Source organism: Halopseudomonas pachastrellae (assembly GCF_900114765.1).
GTDB lineage: Bacteria > Pseudomonadota > Gammaproteobacteria > Pseudomonadales > Pseudomonadaceae > Halopseudomonas > Halopseudomonas pachastrellae.
In genome coordinates, this window is sequence record NZ_FOUD01000003.1 from 36,277 (window position 1) to 55,132 (window position 18,856).

Genomic DNA, 18,856 nt, shown 5'->3' on the forward strand with positions numbered 1-18,856 from the left:
ATGACCCCCTTGATCTCAGCCCTGATTCATCCGTCGCAGTATCAACAGATGGCGGCTGCCGACGCAACCGGGAACCTGCAATTGTGCACTGCTCTCGAGCTGGAAGTCGACCGGCATGGCGGCCAGTTCGTCCTCCGGATACACGCCCTTCATGGCCAGCCAGCGGGTATCCGGGCTGCCCAGGTGACGCGTCAGGTGAGTGAAATCGGCGAGCGAGGCAAAGGCCCGCGAGGTGATGCCGTCAAACGGCTGCTCGACGTTGAACGCCTCGACGCGGCTGTTGATCACCTCAAGATTGGTCAGCCCCAGCTCGGTTTTCACCTGGGTCAGAAAGCGGGTCTTCTTGCCATTGCTGTCGAGCAGGGTAAAACGGCGGGCCGGAAACATGATCGCCAGCATCACGCCGGGCATGCCGCCACCGCTGCCAACATCAAGCCAGCGCTCGCCCTGGATGTAGGGCAGGATGCTCAGGCTGTCGAGCAGGTGGCGGCTGACCATCTCGTCCGGGTTGCGCACCGCGGTGAGGTTGTAGGCCTTGTTCCACTTGTTCAGCAGCGTCAGGTAGGCCAGCAACTGGCCTTGCTGATCTTCGGTCAGGTCGATGCCTAACAGCCGCGCACCGTGCGCCAGCTCGATTGCGTGTTGCCCCATCGCGCTCATGCCTCCTTGGCCAGACTGCCGCTACCCAGGGCATTGCGTTTTTTCAGGTGAATCAGCAACAGACTGACCGCCGCCGGGGTCACGCCCGGGATACGCGAGGCCTGCCCCAGCGTCTCCGGCCGCACATCAGCCAGCTTGCCGCGAATCTCGTTGGACAGACCGTTCAGGCTGGCGTAGTCCAGATCGTCCGGCAGACGCGTCTGCTCGTGTTGGCGCAGGCGATCGATCTCTTCCTGCTGACGCTCGATATAACCGGCGTACTTGGCCTGAATCTCGACCTGCTCGGCCGCATCGGCCTGCACATCGCTGCCGCCGGTCAGGGCGACCAGCGCGCTGTATTCCACTTCCGGGCGGCGCAGCAAATCAAGCAGGCTGTACTCGTGGGTCAGTGGCGTGCCGTACTGGGCGCTGTAGGCCTGGCCTTGGGCACTGCCCGGCTGCACCCAGGTGCTGCGCAGACGCTGGGTTTCCTGCTCGATGGCTTCGCGCTTGGCATTGAACGCCGCCCAGCGCGCATCGTCGACCAGCCCCAGCTCGCGGCCCTGTTCGGTCAGGCGCAGATCGGCGTTGTCTTCACGCAGTACCAGGCGGTATTCGGCACGCGAGGTAAACATGCGATAGGGCTCGCGGGTGCCCATGGTGATCAGGTCGTCGACCAGTACCCCGATGTAAGCTTCATCGCGGCGCGGACACCAGGCGTCCAGCTCCTGCGCACGGCGCGCGGCATTCAGACCGGCCAGCAGGCCCTGAGCGCCGGCCTCTTCGTAGCCGGTAGTGCCGTTGATCTGACCGGCAAAGAACAGGCCGTCGATCACCTTGGTTTCCAGCGAGTACTTCAGGTCCTGCGGGTTGAAGTAATCGTATTCGATGGCATAGCCCGGGCGCAGGATGTGCGCGTTTTCCATGCCCTTGATCGACTGCACGATCTGCAGCTGCACGTCGAACGGCAGCGAGGTGGAGATACCGTTGGGATACAGCTCGTGGGTGGTCAGCCCCTCGGGCTCGATAAACACCTGGTGACTCTGCTTGTCGGCAAAGCGGTGAATCTTGTCTTCGATCGAGGGGCAGTAGCGCGGCCCGATGCCCTCGATGACCCCGGAATACATGGGGGAGCGGTCGAGGTTCTCGCGGATGATGTCGTGCGTGCGCTCATTGGTGTGCGTGATGAAGCAGTTGACCTGCTCGGGGTGCAGCTCGGCGCTGCCCATGAACGACATCACCGGAATCGGTGTATCGCCTGGCTGCACGGTCATCTGGCTGAAATCGACACTGCGTCCGTCGATACGCGGCGGAGTGCCGGTCTTCAGGCGATCAACCCGCAGGGGTAACTCACGTAATCGTTTTGCCAGGGCAATGGCCGGCGGATCACCGGCGCGGCCGCCGGAGTAGTTGTCCAGGCCGATATGAATCAGCCCGCCGAGGAAGGTACCGGTGGTCAGCACCACGTTGTCGGCGAGAAAACGCAGGCCCATCTGGGTAACGACGCCACGCACCTGCTCTTGCTCAACGATCAGGTCATCGCAGGCCTGCTGGAAAATCCACAGATTGGGCTGGTTTTCCAGCATGTGACGGATGGCGGCCTTGTACAGCACACGGTCAGCCTGGGCGCGGGTTGCCCGTACCGCCGGGCCCTTACGGCTGTTGAGCACGCGAAACTGGATACCGGCTTTGTCGGTCGCCAGCGCCATGGCGCCGCCCAGCGCATCGATCTCTTTCACCAGGTGGCTCTTACCGATACCGCCGATAGCGGGGTTGCAGCTCATCTGTCCCAGCGTCTCGACGTTGTGACTGAGCAGCAGGGTCTTCACGCCCATACGCGCGGCTGCGAGCGCAGCTTCGGTACCGGCATGGCCACCACCGACCACAATGACGTCAAAACGGCTGGGAAAGTCCACCTGTCACCTCGTTTGCCGGGCGTACCCCCGGCACAGAAAAAAGGGGCTGATTATAGGGCCAAGGGGAGAAAATTGCAGCCGTGCTGACCATTTTTTGTACAACCGGCTTTTCTCTCCCGGCAAAGAGTTAAAAAGAATAAAGATGAAAATATATAAAAAGACTGAATAAGTTAATGTTAATAGGGCCGCCCTGTCCTGTGGAAAACCCTGTAAACCCCTTTATTTTCATAGCTTTGTGAAAAAAGAAAGGTTGTGAAAAAACGGTCAGTTAGAGGTGGGCAGGCAGTGGTGCATCCTGTGGATGAAAGGCCGGGTTATCCACAGGCGGGTTATGCCCAGGCTTGTCCTCCGGGTTATCGACCGGGTTGGGGGGCAGTTTTCCACAGGGTTCAGCAAGCGCTTATCGGTTGCTGCCCCATCCGTTTTCTCACCGGTATACGCCTTATAATGGGGCAGTGTTTATGAGTAATTGTGCAGTCTGCACAATATGCGCCCTGCTCCAGCTGTCTCTACCGGCGCTATCGGGCCTGCTGGCACGCTGGTTGCTCTAGCCCGGACAGGTATCCACCGTCGTGGATGCACCGCTGCCAACCGGAGACAATGTCATGAGTGAAATACAAGACAGCGCCGATCAGGATTACCCCCTGAGCCCGGTGCCGACCCATGCGCGCAAGAGCATGTGGTCAATGAGTTTCGTCCTGCTGGGTTTTACCTTTTTCAGCGCCACCATGTGGGCCGGTGGCAGTGTTGGGGCTGCCTTCGAGTTCTCCACCCTGCTGTGGATTTTGCTGATTGGTAACCTGCTGTTGGGCGCCTATGCTGCAGGACTGGGCTTTATCGCTGCCCGCTCGGGCCTGAACACCGCGCTGATGAGCCGTTATGCCTTTGGCGATGTGGGCAGCAAGCTGTCCGACTTTATTCTCGGCTTTACCCAGATCGGCTGGTACGCCTGGGGCACCGCCACCATGGCGCTGCTGCTGGTGAAAATGACCGGCCTGCCGGAAAGCCTGACCCTGCCGCTGATGGTGCTGTTCGGCTTTGGCTTTTGCATCAGCGCCTTTATTGGCTATCGCGGGCTCGACCTGCTGTCGCGGGTCGCAGTGCCTGCGATGATCATTCTGATTGCCGTCAGCCTGGGCATTGCCGGCTCCGATGCTGGCGGTCTGGCTGGGCTGTCTGCGATCGACCCGAGCGCCGAGATGAGCGTGGCGGCGGCCATTACCCTGGTGTTCGGCACCTTTGTCAGCGGCGGTACCCAGGCCACCAACTGGACGCGCTTTGCCAAGTCCGGCAAGGCTGCGGTTATCGCAACCCTGGCCGCTTTCTTCGTTGGTAATGGTTTGATGACTCTGGTCGGCGCCTTTGGCGCGCTGGTGTACCAGCAGGCCGATATCGTCGACATCATGGTGGCGCAGGGCCTGGCTACCCTGGGTGTGCTGATGCTGTTCCTTAACCTGTGGACCACCCAGGACAACACCGTCTACAACTTTGCTGTGGCCGGCTGCAACCTGCTGCGCACCGAGCGTCGCCGTACCGTCACCGTGGTTGGTGCCGCCATTGGTACCCTGCTGGCCGTACTGGGTATGTACGATTGGCTGATCCCCTTCCTGATTCTGCTGGGTACCTTTATCCCACCGTTGGGTGGCGTGATCATGGCCAACTATCTGGTGACCTGGCGCGGGCGCTACGGTGATCTGGCGACCACTGCCCTGCCGGCTTTCAACTGGGTGGGGCTGAGTGCCTACGCCATCGGCTCGCTGGTTGCCTACACCTCAAACTGGGTCGCGCCGCTGGTGGGTGTGCTGACCGCTGCCCTGGCGTATGCGGTACTGGCGCTACTGATCAACCCGGTACGTGAACGCCGCGCTGCGCTGTCCAGCCGCGCATGAGTGAGCTGCTGTGTACAGCCGATATCCCGGACCTGCCGGGTCTGGGGGCCATTCGTCTGCGCGCCGGTCGAACCGGCGCCAGACGTCGAGTGCGTTGGCCCTATGTGGCGGAAAACCGCTCGTTCACGCCCTGGATCAAGGGCGGCGAGCTGGTGTTCATCACGGGTATCGGTCGACATCACAGTCTGGATAACCTGTTTGAACTGGTGCACGAGGGCGCCGCGACCGGGGTAGCTGGTCTGGTGATCCTGACCGGTGATGCCTATATCGGTCAGTTACCGGCCGCGCTGCTGAAACGCGCCGATGCATTGCAGTTGCCCCTGTTGGAGCAACCCTATTCGCTGCCTATGGTGACGGTGACCGAAGTTATCAGCCGCGCCATTATCGCTCGCGAACAGTTGGCCGCGCGTGCTGCAGAAGATCAGGCCGACCATCTGCTGCAGCGCTTGCAGCTGCGCCTGGGCTCGCTACCTGAGCGCGAGGCCTTTATTGCCCCCTGGTTTGCCGAGCATCAAGCGTTGCTGCATGAACTTAGCCCCACCCTGGCCGCCTGGCTACAGCATGGCGGCAACCTCAGTGCGGCCGCCGCGAGCCTTGGCAGTCACCGTAATTCCGTGCGTTACCGGCTGAACAAGCTGTTTCGCGCTACCGGTCTGGACCCACGCAGACCAGCCGATCTGAATAACCTGATTCTGGCGCACCTGTTGTGCCAAAGCCCTGATTCTGGAGAATACCCATGACCCTGCCCCTCACTGCCATCGTCAATGCCCGCCTGGCCGGTCGCCCCGGTCTGTATCGCGTCGCCATGGCTGATGGTCGCTTCACTGCCATCGATGCCCAAGCTGCCAGCCAGAGCGCGGCGGCGGACGAGCTGGATGCCGGCGGCAATCTGCTGCTGCCACCTTTTGTTGAGCCGCACATTCACCTGGACGCCGCACTGACCGCCGGTGAGCCGCGCTGGAACCAGAGCGGCACCCTGTTTGAAGGCATTGAATGCTGGGGTGAGCGCAAGGCCATGCTGAGCCGTGATGATGTGGTGAGCCGCGCCGAACAGACGCTCAAGCTGTTTGCCGCGCACGGTATCCAGTACGTGCGCACCCACGTGGATGTAACCGACCCGCAGCTGACTGCGCTGCGTGCGATGGTTGAAGTGCGCGAGCGGGTGCGTGAGTTTGTCGACCTGCAGATTGTCGCTTTTCCGCAGGAGGGGATTCTGTCCTTTCCGGGCGGTAAGGAGCTAATGACCGAGGCGGTGGCTATTGGCGCCGATGTGATCGGCGGCATCCCGCACTTTGAGTTCACCCGCGACTACGGCGTGGAGTCGGTCAAGTGGCTGATGGACCTGGCTGAGCGCCATGACTGCCTGGTGGATGTGCATTGCGATGAGATTGACGATCCGCAATCGCGCTTTCTCGAAGTGCTTGCCGCCGAAGCACTGAGCCGTGACTACGGCAGCCGGGTAACCGCCAGCCACACCTGTGCCATGCACTCCTACGAGGATGCCTATTGCAGCCGTCTGTTCCGCCTGTTGGGCAAGTCTGGCCTGAACTTTGTTGCCCTGCCCACCGAAAACCTGCATTTGCAGGGGCGTTTTGATGGATACCCCAAACGTCGCGGTATTACCCGAGTACCGGAGTTGCTCGATGCCGGCCTCAAGGTTTGCTTTGGCCAGGACTCGATCCGCGACCCCTGGTATCCGATGGGCAACGGTAACCTGCTGCGTACCCTGGATGTTGGTCTGCACGCCTGCCATATGCTGGGGATGGAACGCATTGAGACCGCGTTGGAGATCGTGACCGACAACGGCGCGGCCGCGCTTAACCTGAACAGCTACGGTATTGCCGTTGGCAACCCGGCGCGCTGCATGGTGGTAAACGGCGCTACACCCTACGAGGTGTTGTTAAACCAGTCGCCAGTGTTGGCCTCGATCCGCGACGGGCGTTGCCTGGTGCAGCGCGAAGCGCCGGTGCATGAGGTTGCCGGGTGGTCCTGAGGCTAGCGCTGCTGTGCTAAGGTGACCGGCCGGTTCTGTCATTCAGAGGCCCGCTTTGCCCCCAGCAACCCATGACGGCGTCCCCATGCCCCAACGCGTCGGTGCGATCATCGCGATCGCACTGGGCGTAACCATGGCTGTGCTCGACGGCATGATTGCCAATGTTGCGCTGCCAACCATCGGCGCCGATCTGGGCGCCAGTGCAGCCGGCTCTATCTGGGTGGTCAACGCCTATCAACTGGTTATTGCCGTCAGCCTGCTGCCACTGGCCTCGCTTGGCGACCTGTGGAGCTATCGGCGCGTTTACCTGATCGGCTTGGCGATCTTTGCCAGCATGTCGGTGCTCTGTGCCCTGAGTGACTCGCTGCTGGAGCTGACGTTGGCGCGCATGCTGCAAGGGCTGGGCGCGGCGGCGGTGATGAGTGTCAACGGTGCACTGACCCGGCTGATTTATCCGCGTGCGCGACTCGGCCGCGGCGTAGCACTCAATACCCTGATTGTGTCGGTGGCGGCGGCCGCCGGGCCCAGTGTGGCAGCTGCTATCTTGTCTCTCGCCAGTTGGCCCTGGCTGTTTGCTGTCAGTGCCCCGGTCGGCGTACTGGCCCTGCTGATGGGGTGGCGCTTTCTGCCAGCCAACGAGGGTGCGCCTAGCCAGCGTTTTGACTTGCCCAGCGCCGCGCTGAACGTCCTTACGCTGGGCTGTTTCTTTCTGGCGGTGACCGGCTTTGCCCAGGGGCATGGCGGTTGGTGGCTGCTGCTGCCGGTTGCGATCGGGCTGCCGCTGGGCTGGCTGTTTGTGCGCCGTCAACTGAGCCGCAGTATGCCGTTGCTGCCGGTGGATTTGCTGCGTATTCCCATCTTTGCCCTGTCTATCTGCAGCTCAATCAGCGCCTTTACCGCGCAGATGCTGGCGATGGTCTCCATCCCGTTCTACTTTCAGCATGCGTTGGGCCTTAATGCTATTCAGACTGGTCTGCTGATGACGCCCTGGCCGCTGGCAACCATGTTTACTGCGCCACTGGCAGGAAGACTGCTGGAGCGCTACCACGCCGGCTTGCTCGGTGGCATCGGCATGCTGCTGTTTGCCGGCGGGCTGTGGGGGCTGGCCAGCCTGCCCGATAGCCCCGGATTTGGCTTGATACTGGCCTGGATGATGCTCTGCGGCGCCGGTTTCGGGTTGTTCCAGTCGCCCAACAATCACACCATCATCACCGCCGCCCCCCTGCACCGCAGCGGCGGCGCCAGCGGCATGCTCAGCACCGCTCGGCTGGTCGGCCAGACCTGCGGTGCCGCGCTGGTGGCACTGATGTTCAACCTGTTTGCGGATAACGGCACCCATGTTGCGCTGCTGGTGGCCAGCACCTTTGCGGTGATGGCGGCGGTAGTCAGCAGTTGGCGGATGCGTCAGGCGCTGCCCTGACTATTTGCCAATGCAGAAGCTGGAGAAGATCCGCCCCAGCAGATCATCGGCGGAAAACTCGCCGGTGATTTTGCCGAGTGCCTGCTGGGCCATGCGCAGGTCTTCGGCCAGCAGCTCGCCGGCGCCCATCAGGGTCAGTTGATCAAAGCCGTGCTGCAGGTAGTCAGCTGCTTCCTCCAGCGCTTCGAGGTGGCGGCGGCGGGCGCTGAACAGGCTTTCGCCGGTCTGCTCAAAGCCCATGCAGGCCTTCAGGTGTTCACGCAGCAGGTCGATGCCCTCGCCCTGCCTGGCTGACAGGTGCAACACAACCGAGCCATCGGCTGCGGTGTCCTGTGCTACCGGTTCACCGGTAACGTCGACCTTGTTATATATCAGCGTAACCTTGGCCGGGTCGGGCCGCTGCTCGAGAAATTCCGGCCAGAGCAGCTCGGGATTTTTGGCTTCGGGTTGGCTGGCGTCGACCATCAGCAAAATGCGATCTGCCTCGCCGATGGCCGCCATGGCGCGCTGCACGCCAATTTGCTCCACCTGATCATCGGTGTCACGCAGGCCTGCGGTATCAATGATGTGCAGCGGCATACCATCGATGTGGATGTGTTCGCGCAGGATGTCCCGGGTGGTACCGGCAATGTCGGTAACAATGGCGCTTTCCCGCCCGGCCAGGGCGTTGAGCAGACTCGATTTGCCAGCGTTGGGACGCCCGGCAATCACCACGTTCATACCGTCGCGCAGCAATGCACCCTGCCCGGCCTGGCGCTGTACCTGGGTCAGTTCGCCCTGCACCGCCTGTAGCTGGGACAGTACGTGGCCGTCGGCGAGAAAGTCGATCTCTTCCTCCGGGAAGTCGATCGCCGCCTCAACATAGATACGCAGGGCAATCAGCGATTCGGTCAGCGCGCGTACGCGCTGGGAAAACACCCCTTGCAGGGAATTCAGGGCGTTGCGCGCGGCCTGCTCGGAGCTGGCCTCGATCAGATCGGCAATGGCCTCGGCCTGGGCCAGGTCCAGCTTGTCATTGAGGAAGGCACGTTCGCTGAACTCGCCCGGGCGGGCCTGACGGGCACCGGCGGCCAGGCAGGCCTTGAGCAGCAGATCCATCACTACCGGGCCACCGTGGCCCTGCAGCTCCAGCACGTCTTCGCCGGTAAAGGAATGCGGCCCCGGAAAAAACAGCGTGATGCCTTCATCCAGGGTCTGCTCACCGGAGAAAAACGGGCCGTAATGGGCGTAGCGCGGCCGCGGTTCACGCCGGGCAATCTGCTGGGCGATGGAGTGCGCCGCCGGGCCCGACACACGAATGATGCCTACCCCGCCCTGCCCGGGGGCCGTGGCGAGGGCGGCAATGGTATCGGCGTGATAGGGCGTGCTCATGGCGGCTCCGATGTTTTCTGTGGATAGCAAAACGCCCCGCGAACGGGGCGTTTGACTGGCGGTGAGCAGGACTTAGTCCTTGCTCGCAGCGCCCTTCTCGATCTGCCGGGTAATGTACCACTGTTGTGCAATGGACAGGCAGTTGTTGACTACCCAGTACAGCACCAGACCGGCCGGGAACCACAGGAAGAAGAAGGTAAAGATGATCGGCAGCATCTTCATTACCTTGGCCTGCATCGGGTCCGGCGGCGTCGGGTTCAGCTGCTGCTGCAGGAACATGGTCGCGCCCATGATGATCGGCAGGATGAAGTACGGATCCTTCAGCGACAGGTCGGTGATCCAGCCGAGCCATTCGGCCTGGCGAATTTCGACGCTTTCCATCAGTACCCAGTACAAGGCAATGAAGACCGGCATCTGCACCAGAATCGGCAGACAGCCACCCAGCGGGTTGATCTTCTCTTTCTTGTACAGCTCCATCATGCCCTGGGACATTTTCTGACGGTCATCGCCGTACTGCTCACGCAGTGCCTGCAGCTTGGGCGCAACACGGCGCATATTGGCCATGGAGCGGTAGCTGGTGGCTGACAGCGGGAAGAAGATCAGCTTGATCAGGCAGGTCAGCAGAATGATGCTCCAGCCCCAGTTGCCGACAAAGCCGTGAATCAGGCTCAGTACCCAGAACAGCGGCTGGGCAATCCACCACAGGAAGCCGTAGTCAACGGTCAGCTCCAGACCCTGAGAGATGGCCTTGAGGTCATCCTGAATCTTGGGGCCGGCGTAGAAATCGGCGCTGATCTGCTGCTGCTCGCCAGCCGGCACGGTAACGGCCGGGCTGGTGAAGCCGACAATGTAGTTGCCACTGCGGTCTTTCAGCGTGCGGTAGTGATGAGTGACCTCCGGGCTCGGAATCCAGGCGCTGACAAAGTAGTGCTGCAGCCAGGCGATCCAGCCACCGGAGACGTTCTCAGCCAGGCGAGTGTCGTCCAGCTCCGACATCTTCAGCTTGGTGTAAGAGGCATCGTCGCTCCAGTAGGCGGTACCCAGGAAGGTCGCCATGCCAGTGGCAGTGGAGCTGGACGGATCACCGCTGCCGTCGCGCTTGATCTGACCAAACAGGCTGCCGCTCCAGGGCTGGCTGCTCTGGTTGTCGATCAGGTAGCTGACGCCGACCAGGTAGCTGCCACGGGTAAAGGTGAAGCGCTTGGTGACGTTGACGCCTTCGCTGCTGGTAGTCAGGTCAACAACCAGTTGCTCCTGGCCGTCGGCCAGCTGGTAGCTGTTCTGCTCAACGCTGTAACGCGCGCGGCCACTGGACTTGTCCGGGCCTTGCTGGCCGGTCAGGCCGCTCTGCGCGATGTAGGTGCGGTTGCCCGATTGCTCCAGCAGCTGGAACGGCAGATCCGGACGATCCTTGCGGGTCGGATACTGCGGCAGCGCCAGCGAAACAATGTCACCGCCCACCGGGTTGATAGTTACCTGCAGGGTGTCGGTTTCAACCTTGACCAGTCCACCCTTGGCATCCGGGGTGGTTACCTGGGCCGGTGCCAGGGCTTCGCCCTCGCCATTGATGGCAGCCGGTACATCACCGTCATGAGCGGCGGCGTTGTCATCGCTGCCCGGCAGATCACTGCTGTCGAGCGGCGCGACCTGGGTCTGCGCTGCCGGAGCAAGATCCTGCTGAACAAAATCCTTATTCCACTGCACCACCATCAGGTAGGTGATCACCAGTAGAGCACCGATGAGGATATTACGTTGGAGGTTCATGGTTTGTTGGCCATTCGGGTCGGTCGGTTGGCAGAAGCTGGCGGTACCGGATCATACCCACCGGGGTTCCAGGGGTGACAACGTCCAAGGCGGCGTGCGCTGAGCAGGCTGCCCTTGAGAAAACCATGCTCTTCGATGGCTTCCTGGGCGTAGCAGGAACAGGAGGGATAGAAACGGCAGTGACTGGCCATCATGGGACTGATGGCGTAGCGGTAAACCTTGATCAGTCCGAGCGCGATGCTACGCATGGGATGACGGGGGTCCGGGGTCACGTGAGCGGTTTTTTGCAGCCGATTTTATAAGCCTGCGCCACATGCCCTGGTACAGGGCATGCAGAGCAGCATTGTCCAGGTCGCCCAGACCCTTGCGGGCCAGTACGACAATGTCCAGATCTCCCAGCTCAGCGCGATGCTGTCTGAACGACTCACGGGCGATGCGCTTGACCTTGTTACGGTCTACCGCACGCCGAACATTTTTCTTGGCAATGACCAGACCCAGCCGTGCGTGGCCCAGAGAGTTCTCTCTGGCCAACAGCAACAGACTGGGTCTTGAGGCTTTGCAGGTGGCTCCATCGAATACGCGCTTGAACTGAGCAGGCGTCAATAGCCTGTGTTCAGGTGTGAATCCGAGATCCACCAGTAAACCGGTGCTTAGGCGGACAGGCGTGCGCGGCCTTTGGCACGTCGGCGAGCCAGAACAGCACGGCCGTTCTTGGTAGCCATACGAGCACGGAAACCGTGGGTGCGCTTGCGCTTCAGTACGCTGGGTTGGAACGTTCTTTTCATCTTCAGATACCTGAGTAAGTCACATCAGAGCAAAGTGCCCCTTCGAGGGACCGGCAATTCTAGAGAAAAAGCCAGGGCAGGTCAATTTCTCCGCAGGGTAAAAAATGGGCTATTCGGCGATTAATTTCACCAGCCTCTCTGCACGCAGATCAGCATGCAGCTGGGACGAGCTTGTCATGCCTAAACGTGCAGGTTTCAGCCTTTGTCGGTTGATCTGCTTATGGCTGGCAGCGGGTGTTTTCGCGTTGGCTCTTTTCCGGCTTTGAGGCCTGTTCGGCCAAGCACGTTATCCCTGTTAGTAAACAATATGAAATCAGTTTGATTAAAAGATAAATACAGTGACTGTATATAGTGCAGCGTTCTTCTGTGGATAAGCGGATAAACCTGAATAAGATCAATGCGTTGATGCGATGATAACCCTGCGGATAACGCGGGGACGGCACCCTTGGGGTCTTGTGTGTGGCTTGTGGATAAAAGGCATGGATATCCACAGGCCGTTTTATCCACCGATTCGGGCCCCGGTTACCAACAACGCTGGGGCGCACTTGTTAACAGGTTCTACAGAGCCCGATTTACAAGGCATTTCTAGGATATTGCCGTCCAATTTTTGGATTCAGTCGGGCCTGTGACACCAGGCTTTTTTGTCGCAGGGAGGGGGTTGGTGTGTGGATAAGTCGGGGGTGAAGGGATAGAATAGGCTGCTCTGTTATCCGTAGTTCGTCGCCCCGCCGCGATGTGCATTTGTCTTCAATAAAAGCCGCTGGTTTCAGTGGTCCCCGGGGGATTCAGTGTCTGTTGCACTTTGGCAGCAATGCATCGATTTTTTGCGTGATGAGCTTCCATCGCAACAGTTCAATACCTGGATTCGCCCGCTGCAGGTCGATGGCGATCAGGCCGAGATACGTCTCTATGCGCCCAATCGCTTTGTGCTTGACTGGGTCAATGACAAATATCTGAACCGCATTCAGGAACTGCTGGATGACCTGTCCCAGGGGCAGGCGCCTATGGTGTCGCTGCTGATTGGTAGCCGCCGTGCTGCGCCTGCCGCCGCACCGGCCGCTCCAGCGGCACCTGCACCAACGCCGCGACCGATTGACCCGACGCCTGCCGCCGCGCCTGTGACGCCGGCAGTAACCCCGGTCGTTGTCAGCTCACAACCGGCCGCCGATCATGCGGGTGCAGACGCCACCGCCGAGTTCGCCGGTAATAGCCAGCCCGACACCAGTCAGCCACCGCCTACCCTGATCAAGCACACCAGCCTGCTCAACCGTAGCTTCACCTTCGAGAATTTTGTCGAGGGTAAGTCCAACCAGTTGGCGCGCGCTGCTGCCTGGCAGGTGGCCGATAACCCCAAGCACGGTTACAACCCGCTGTTTCTTTACGGCGGCGTAGGTCTGGGTAAAACCCACCTTATGCACGCTGTGGGCAATCACCTGCTGAAGAAGAACCCGGCGGCCAAGATTGTTTACCTGCACTCCGAGCGCTTTGTTGCCGACATGGTCAAGGCGTTGCAGATGAACGCCATCAATGATTTCAAGCGTTATTACCGCTCGGTGGACGCGCTGCTGATTGACGACATTCAGTTTTTTGCCAAAAAGGAGCGTTCGCAGGAGGAGTTCTTCCATACCTTTAACGCGCTGCTAGAAGGCGGCCAGCAGGTCATCCTCACCAGCGACCGTTACCCGAAGGAAATCGACGGCCTGGAAGAACGTCTCAAATCGCGTTTTGGCTGGGGGCTGACGGTTGCCGTCGAGCCGCCGGAGCTGGAAACCCGCGTCGCTATTTTGATGAAGAAGGCCGAGCAGTCGCGGGTGGATCTACCCCACGACGCGGCCTTCTTTATTGCCCAACGCATTCGCTCCAACGTGCGTGAGCTCGAAGGTGCGCTCAAACGTGTTATCGCCAGCGCCCACTTCATGGGGCGCGATATCACCATCGAGCTGATTCGCGAGTCGCTGAAAGACCTGCTGGCCTTGCAGGATAAATTGGTCAGTATCGATAATATCCAGCGTACCGTTGCCGAGTACTACAAGATCAAGGTCGCGGACGTGCTGTCGAAGCGTCGTTCGCGTTCGGTCGCCAGGCCGCGTCAGGTTGCCATGGCGCTGTCCAAGGAGCTCACCAATCACAGCCTGCCGGAAATCGGCGATGCCTTTGGTGGACGCGATCACACCACGGTATTGCATGCCACGCGCAAGATTGCTGAACTGCGCGAAACCGATGCGGATATCCGCGAGGACTACAAGAATTTGTTGAGGACGCTGACGACCTGATCGTCAGCCCACACCACTGCCAACCAGCACGAGGTCGAAGGAAGACAATGCAATTCACCATTCAGCGCGAAGCTCTGTTGAAGCCCCTGCAACTGGTTGCGGGTGTTGTGGAACGCCGCCAGACCCTTCCGGTTCTGTCCAACGTACTGCTTGTTGTCGACGGCAATACCCTGTCGCTCACCGGTACCGATCTGGAAGTCGAACTGGTTGGTCGCATTCCCCTGGAAGAAGGTAGCGAAGCCGGCGAGATCACCGTGCCTGCGCGCAAGCTGATGGACATCTGCAAATCGTTGCCGGATGACACCGCCATCACCCTCAAGGTGGAAGAAGGCAAGGCGCTGATCAAGGCCGGCCGCAGTCGCTTTACGCTGGCTACCCTGCCGGCCGCCGATTTCCCGAACGTTGAAGACGGCCCGGGCGCGATGAGTTTCGCCATCACCCAGAACAAGCTGCGTCGCCTGATTGATCGCACCAGCTTTGCCATGGCTCAGCAAGACGTGCGCTATTACCTCAACGGCCTGCTGCTGGAGATCAACAAGGGCCAGCTGCGAGCAGTGGCCACAGATGGTCACCGTATGGCGATGTGTACCGTTGATGCCAACATCGACTATCAAGAACGTTATCAGCTCATCGTGCCGCGCAAGGGTATTCTTGAGCTGGCCCGTTTGCTGGGTGAAGCTGATGACACTGTTAACGTCGTGCTGGGTAGCCATCACATTCGCGCCACCACTGGCGACTTTACCTTTACCTCCAAGTTGGTCGACGGCAAGTTTCCGGATTACGAGCGTGTTCTGCCGCGCGGCGGCGACAAGATTGTTGTTGCCGATCGTCAAACCCTGCGTGATGCATTCAGCCGCACCGCCATTTTGTCGAACGAAAAGTATCGCGGTATTCGCCTTACCCTCGAGTCCGGTCAGCTGAAGATTCAGGCTAACAACCCGGAGCAGGAAGAGGCAGAAGAAGAAGTGATGGTCGATTACAACGGCGCCGGTCTGGAGATCGGGTTCAACGTCAGCTATTTGCTCGACGTAATGAACGTGCTGGGTCATGAGCAGGCCAAGCTGGTACTGTCTGACGCCAACAGCAGCGCGCTCGTTCAGGAAGCCGAGTCCGACGAAAGCCTCTACGTCGTCATGCCCATGCGCCTCTGATCGCGCATGCCCCTCACTCGTCTTGCGGTCACCGCGGTGCGTAATCTGCACCCGGTGACCCTGCTTCCCTCCCCTCGCATCAATCTCGTTTCCGGCGCCAACGGCAGTGGCAAAACCAGTCTGCTGGAAGCCATTCATATTCTCGGCCTCGCGCGCTCCTTTCGTAGCACTCGTTTGCAACCCGTTATTCAGTACGAGCAAGACAGCTGTACCGTTTTTGCCGAGCTGCAATCCCATCACGGTGTCGCTTCAAAACTGGGTATTTCGCGCAATCGACAGGCCGATTACGAGATACGCATTAACGGACAAAGCGCACGCAGCACAGCGCAGCTTGCCGAATTACTGCCACTGCAACTGATTAACCCTGACAGTTTCCGTTTGCTCGAAGGTGCGCCAAAACAGCGTCGGCAGTATCTCGATTGGGGTGTGTTCCACGTGGAACATCGTTTCCTGTCAGCTTGGCAGCGGTTGCAAAAGAGTCTCAAACAACGGAATTCGTTGCTGCGACGTGGTAGAATCGAACGTTCGCTTCTGGCCCCATGGGAGGCCGAGATAGTCGCCGCTGGTGAGCAGATAGACGGCTTCCGGCAGGCCTATCTCCAGCAGCTCAAGCCCATCTTCGAACAGACGCTGGGCGAGCTGGTTGAACTGGATGGCCTCACCCTCAGTTACTTCCGAGGCTGGGACAGAGAGCGGGGTTTGGCAGAGGTACTGGATAGCCAGTTCGAGCGCGACTGTGCTCTCGGGCATACCCAGGCCGGCCCTCAACGGGGTGATTTGCGCTTGCGGCTGCGGGGGCTGAATGCAGCTGAGGTGCTCTCAAGGGGGCAGCAGAAGCTGGTGGTATGTGCTCTGAAAATAGCCCAGGGCCGACTGCTGCGTCAGCTTGATCGCCAGCAGGACTGTGTCTTCCTGGTGGACGACCTGCCCTCAGAACTGGATCAGGCGCACCGGCAGGCGCTGTGTGGCCTGCTCGAATCGCTGGAGTGTCAGGTATTTATTACCTGCGTAGATGCCGACTCGCTGAGCAACTGCTGGCAGCCGGATACACCTTTATCCATGTTCCACGTGGAACATGGGCACATTGTGCAGACCGAATGAAGTCTGGAGTGACTCAAGATGACTGATAACAAAGCCTATGATTCATCGAGTATTAAGGTTCTGAAGGGCCTTGATGCGGTGCGTAAGCGTCCCGGTATGTACATCGGTGACACCGATGACGGTACTGGCCTCCACCACATGGTCTTTGAAGTCGTCGACAACTCTATCGACGAAGCCCTCGCCGGCTACTGCAGCGATATCGACATCACCATCCACACCGATGAGTCCATCAGCGTGCGTGACAACGGACGGGGTATCCCGGTCGACGCGCACGAAGAAGGGGTCTCGGCGGCCGAGGTGATCATGACCGTGCTGCATGCCGGCGGCAAGTTCGACGATAACAGCTACAAGGTGTCTGGTGGTCTGCACGGGGTAGGTGTTTCGGTAGTGAACGCACTATCCGAGAAACTGATTCTAACCATCCGCCGCCACGGCAAAGTGTGGGAACAGACCTACGTTCACGGCGTACCTCAGGCCCCGTTGGCCGAGGTCGGCGACACCGATAGCACCGGTACCCAGATTCACTTCAAGCCTTCTGCCGAGACCTTCAGCAGCATCACCTTCAGTTGGGACATCCTGGCCAAGCGCCTGCGTGAACTGTCGTTCCTCAACTCCGGTGTGGGCATCAACCTGCGTGACGAGCGTACCGGCAAGCACGAGCTGTTCCGCTACGAAGGTGGTCTGCGCGCCTTTGTTGAATACCTGAACCAGAACAAGACCAGCATCAACTCGGTGTTCCACTTCAACCTGCAGCGTGAAGATGGCATTGGTGTAGAAGTGGCGATGCAGTGGAACGACAGCTTCAACGAAAGCATCCTCTGCTTCACCAACAACATTCCCCAGCGCGATGGCGGCACCCACCTTGCCGGTTTCCGCAGTGCCCTCACCCGCAGTCTGAACAGCTACATCGAGCAGGAAGGTCTGCTGAAAAAGCTTAAGGTCAACACCTCCGGTGACGATGCCCGTGAAGGTCTGACCGCGATTATTTCGGTTAAAGTGCCAGACCCCAAATTCTCCTCGCAGACCAAGGACAAGCTGGTTTCGTCCGAGGTAAAAACCGCGGTCGAGCAGGAAATGAACAAGTACTTTGGTGACTACCTGCTTGAAAAACCGGGTGAGGCCAAGGCTGTTGTCGGCAAGATGATCGACGCAGCCCGTGCCCGTGAAGCGGCTCGCAAGGCGCGCGAAATGACCCGCCGCAAAGGGGCGCTGGATATCGCCGGTCTGCCCGGCAAACTGGCCGACTGCCAGGAGAAAGACCCGGCGCTCTCCGAACTCTACATTGTGGAGGGTGACTCCGCCGGCGGCTCTGCCAAACAGGGCCGTAACCGTCGTACCCAGGCGATCCTGCCGCTCAAGGGTAAGATCCTCAACGTAGAGAAAGCGCGCTTCGACAAGATGCTCTCCTCCGCCGAGGTGGGCACACTGATCACCGCACTGGGCTGCGGTATCGGCCGCGAAGAATTCAATATCGAAAAGCTGCGTTACCACAACATCATCATCATGACCGATGCTGACGTCGACGGCTCGCACATTCGTACCCTGCTGCTGACTTTCTTCTTCCGTCAGATGCCGGAGCTGATTGAAAACGGTTACGTGTATATCGCGCAACCGCCGCTCTACAAGATCAAGAAAGGCAAGCAGGAGCAGTATCTGAAAGACGACGAGGCGCTGGAGGAATACCTCACCCAGTCTGCGCTGGAAGACTCCTACCTGTACGTCAACGAAGATGCTCCGGGTATCACCGGTGAAGCGCTGGAGCGCATTGTGCAGCAGTTCCGTGCTGTGATGCGCACGCTCAAGCGTCTGGCCCGTCTGTACCCGCAGGAGCTGATGGAGCACTTTGTCTACCTGCCCCGTCTGACCGTCGAGAACCTTGGCGACAAGGCCTTTATGGATGAGTGGATCAAGGGCCTGGCTACCCGTGTTGCCGCGACCGAGCGCTCCGGGCAGCAGTACAATGTCAGCCTGCGTGAAGACACCGAACGCCACCTGTGGCTGCCGGAAGTGGAGTCCATCACCCACGGTATGTCGAGCTACATCACCTTCAACCGCGACCTGTTTGCGAGCAACGACTACCGTTCCATGGCCGAACTGGGCGAAACCCTGCAAAGCCTGCTGGAGCCGGGCGCCTATATGCAACGTGGCGAGAAGAAAAAGCCGATCAGCACCTTTAAGGAAGCGCTGGAGTGGATGATGAACGAGACTGCGCGTCGTCATTACATTCAGCGCTACAAAGGGCTGGGCGAGATGAACCCGGACCAGCTGTGGGAGACCACCATGGACCCGGAAAGCCGCCGCATGCTGCGCGTGAACATTGAAGACGCTATCGCCGCCGACCAGATCTTCAACACCCTGATGGGCGATCAGGTTGAGCCGCGCCGCGACTTTATTGAAAGCAATGCCCTGGCGGTATCTAACCTGGACGTTTGATCTGCTGTAGGTGGGCAAAGTTACCTGCCACTTCGGTCAAAGTTAAACGTCTCGGCCAGAGTTAAGTGACGGAAAAGCCCCGGTGAGCTAGCTCAACCGGGGCTTTGCTATAAGGGGGGGA

The 18,856-nt window shown here is 59.8% G+C and carries 15 protein-coding genes; 8 read left to right on the plus strand and 7 right to left on the minus strand.

What is annotated here, in order from left to right; all coding sequences use genetic code 11:
- Positions 1-15: 15 nt before the first annotated feature.
- Entirely contained in the window at positions 16-660 is a 645-nt protein-coding gene (rsmG, locus tag BM116_RS02955; RefSeq protein WP_083728486.1) for a 16S rRNA (guanine(527)-N(7))-methyltransferase RsmG, read from the minus strand.
- On the minus strand, positions 657-2,555 hold the full coding sequence (mnmG, locus tag BM116_RS02960) for a tRNA uridine-5-carboxymethylaminomethyl(34) synthesis enzyme MnmG (protein ID WP_083728487.1): 1,899 nt from the start codon (positions 2,553-2,555) through the stop codon (positions 657-659). Before mnmG ends, rsmG begins: the two co-directional genes overlap by 4 nt.
- 605 nt (positions 2,556-3,160) lie before the next feature.
- On the opposite strand from mnmG, the gene codB reads away from it, so the two are divergent.
- The 4 genes from codB to BM116_RS02980 all read left to right on the plus strand — a co-directional run bounded on the left by codB (position 3,161) and on the right by BM116_RS02980 (position 7,857).
- On the plus strand, positions 3,161-4,444 hold the full coding sequence (gene codB / locus BM116_RS02965) for a cytosine permease (protein ID WP_083728488.1): 1,284 nt from the start codon (positions 3,161-3,163) through the stop codon (positions 4,442-4,444).
- Positions 4,441-5,184: a PucR family transcriptional regulator gene (locus BM116_RS18780; RefSeq protein ID WP_169847304.1), complete on the plus strand. Its 744-nt coding sequence runs from the start codon at positions 4,441-4,443 to the stop codon at positions 5,182-5,184. The genes codB and BM116_RS18780 overlap by 4 nt, the downstream gene beginning before the upstream one ends.
- Positions 5,181-6,437, plus strand: coding sequence for a cytosine deaminase (gene codA / locus BM116_RS02975; protein ID WP_083728489.1), 1,257 nt, complete (start codon positions 5,181-5,183; stop codon positions 6,435-6,437). The genes BM116_RS18780 and codA overlap by 4 nt, the downstream gene beginning before the upstream one ends.
- Positions 6,438-6,522: 85 nt before the next feature.
- Positions 6,523-7,857, plus strand: coding sequence for an MFS transporter (locus BM116_RS02980; protein ID WP_083728490.1), 1,335 nt, complete (start codon positions 6,523-6,525; stop codon positions 7,855-7,857).
- Here BM116_RS02980 and mnmE read toward each other — a convergent pair whose 3' ends face one another.
- The 5 genes from mnmE to rpmH all read right to left on the minus strand — a co-directional run bounded on the left by mnmE (position 7,858) and on the right by rpmH (position 11,777).
- On the minus strand, positions 7,858-9,228 hold the full coding sequence (gene mnmE / locus BM116_RS02985) for a tRNA uridine-5-carboxymethylaminomethyl(34) synthesis GTPase MnmE (RefSeq protein ID WP_083728491.1): 1,371 nt from the start codon (positions 9,226-9,228) through the stop codon (positions 7,858-7,860).
- 72 nt (positions 9,229-9,300) lie between these two features.
- Positions 9,301-10,992 (minus strand): membrane protein insertase YidC, encoded by a 1,692-nt coding sequence (gene yidC / locus BM116_RS02990; protein WP_083728492.1) that lies wholly within the window; start codon positions 10,990-10,992, stop codon positions 9,301-9,303.
- A complete protein-coding gene (yidD, locus tag BM116_RS02995) occupies positions 10,989-11,240 on the minus strand; it encodes a membrane protein insertion efficiency factor YidD (protein WP_083728493.1) in 252 nt (83 codons plus the stop codon). The genes yidC and yidD overlap by 4 nt, the downstream gene beginning before the upstream one ends.
- Positions 11,233-11,631 (minus strand): ribonuclease P protein component, encoded by a 399-nt coding sequence (rnpA, locus tag BM116_RS03000; protein WP_083728494.1) that lies wholly within the window; start codon positions 11,629-11,631, stop codon positions 11,233-11,235. The genes yidD and rnpA overlap by 8 nt, the downstream gene beginning before the upstream one ends.
- Before the next feature lie 11 nt (positions 11,632-11,642).
- Entirely contained in the window at positions 11,643-11,777 is a 135-nt protein-coding gene (gene rpmH, locus BM116_RS03005) for a 50S ribosomal protein L34 (protein WP_083728495.1), read from the minus strand.
- 788 nt (positions 11,778-12,565) lie between these two features.
- On the opposite strand from rpmH, the gene dnaA reads away from it, so the two are divergent.
- The 4 genes from dnaA to gyrB are packed head-to-tail and all read left to right on the plus strand — an operon-like array spanning position 12,566 to position 18,735.
- Positions 12,566-14,050: a chromosomal replication initiator protein DnaA gene (gene dnaA, locus BM116_RS03010; RefSeq protein ID WP_083728496.1), complete on the plus strand. Its 1,485-nt coding sequence runs from the start codon at positions 12,566-12,568 to the stop codon at positions 14,048-14,050.
- 47 nt (positions 14,051-14,097) lie between these two features.
- Positions 14,098-15,201, plus strand: coding sequence for a DNA polymerase III subunit beta (dnaN, locus tag BM116_RS03015; protein ID WP_083728497.1), 1,104 nt, complete (start codon positions 14,098-14,100; stop codon positions 15,199-15,201).
- Between the two features lie 6 nt (positions 15,202-15,207).
- Positions 15,208-16,302 (plus strand): DNA replication/repair protein RecF, encoded by a 1,095-nt coding sequence (recF, locus tag BM116_RS03020; protein ID WP_083728498.1) that lies wholly within the window; start codon positions 15,208-15,210, stop codon positions 16,300-16,302.
- Between the two features lie 18 nt (positions 16,303-16,320).
- Positions 16,321-18,735: a DNA topoisomerase (ATP-hydrolyzing) subunit B gene (gene gyrB, locus BM116_RS03025; RefSeq protein ID WP_083728499.1), complete on the plus strand. Its 2,415-nt coding sequence runs from the start codon at positions 16,321-16,323 to the stop codon at positions 18,733-18,735.
- Positions 18,736-18,856: the final 121 nt, after the last annotated feature.

Coding starts and splice junctions, on each gene's coding strand:
- yidD (WP_083728493.1), bottom strand. CDS start 11,240: ATGCGTAGCATCGCGCTCGGACTGATCAAGGTTTACCGCTACGCCATC.
- codB (WP_083728488.1), top strand. CDS start 3,161: ATGAGTGAAATACAAGACAGCGCCGATCAGGATTACCCCCTGAGCCCG.
- yidC (WP_083728492.1), bottom strand. CDS start 10,992: ATGAACCTCCAACGTAATATCCTCATCGGTGCTCTACTGGTGATCACC.
- rsmG (WP_083728486.1), bottom strand. CDS start 660: ATGAGCGCGATGGGGCAACACGCAATCGAGCTGGCGCACGGTGCGCGG.
- BM116_RS02980 (WP_083728490.1), top strand. CDS start 6,523: ATGCCCCAACGCGTCGGTGCGATCATCGCGATCGCACTGGGCGTAACC.
- recF (WP_083728498.1), top strand. CDS start 15,208: ATGCCCCTCACTCGTCTTGCGGTCACCGCGGTGCGTAATCTGCACCCG.
- rpmH (WP_083728495.1), bottom strand. CDS start 11,777: ATGAAAAGAACGTTCCAACCCAGCGTACTGAAGCGCAAGCGCACCCAC.
- gyrB (WP_083728499.1), top strand. CDS start 16,321: ATGACTGATAACAAAGCCTATGATTCATCGAGTATTAAGGTTCTGAAG.
- codA (WP_083728489.1), top strand. CDS start 5,181: ATGACCCTGCCCCTCACTGCCATCGTCAATGCCCGCCTGGCCGGTCGC.
- mnmE (WP_083728491.1), bottom strand. CDS start 9,228: ATGAGCACGCCCTATCACGCCGATACCATTGCCGCCCTCGCCACGGCC.
- BM116_RS18780 (WP_169847304.1), top strand. CDS start 4,441: ATGAGTGAGCTGCTGTGTACAGCCGATATCCCGGACCTGCCGGGTCTG.
- dnaN (WP_083728497.1), top strand. CDS start 14,098: ATGCAATTCACCATTCAGCGCGAAGCTCTGTTGAAGCCCCTGCAACTG.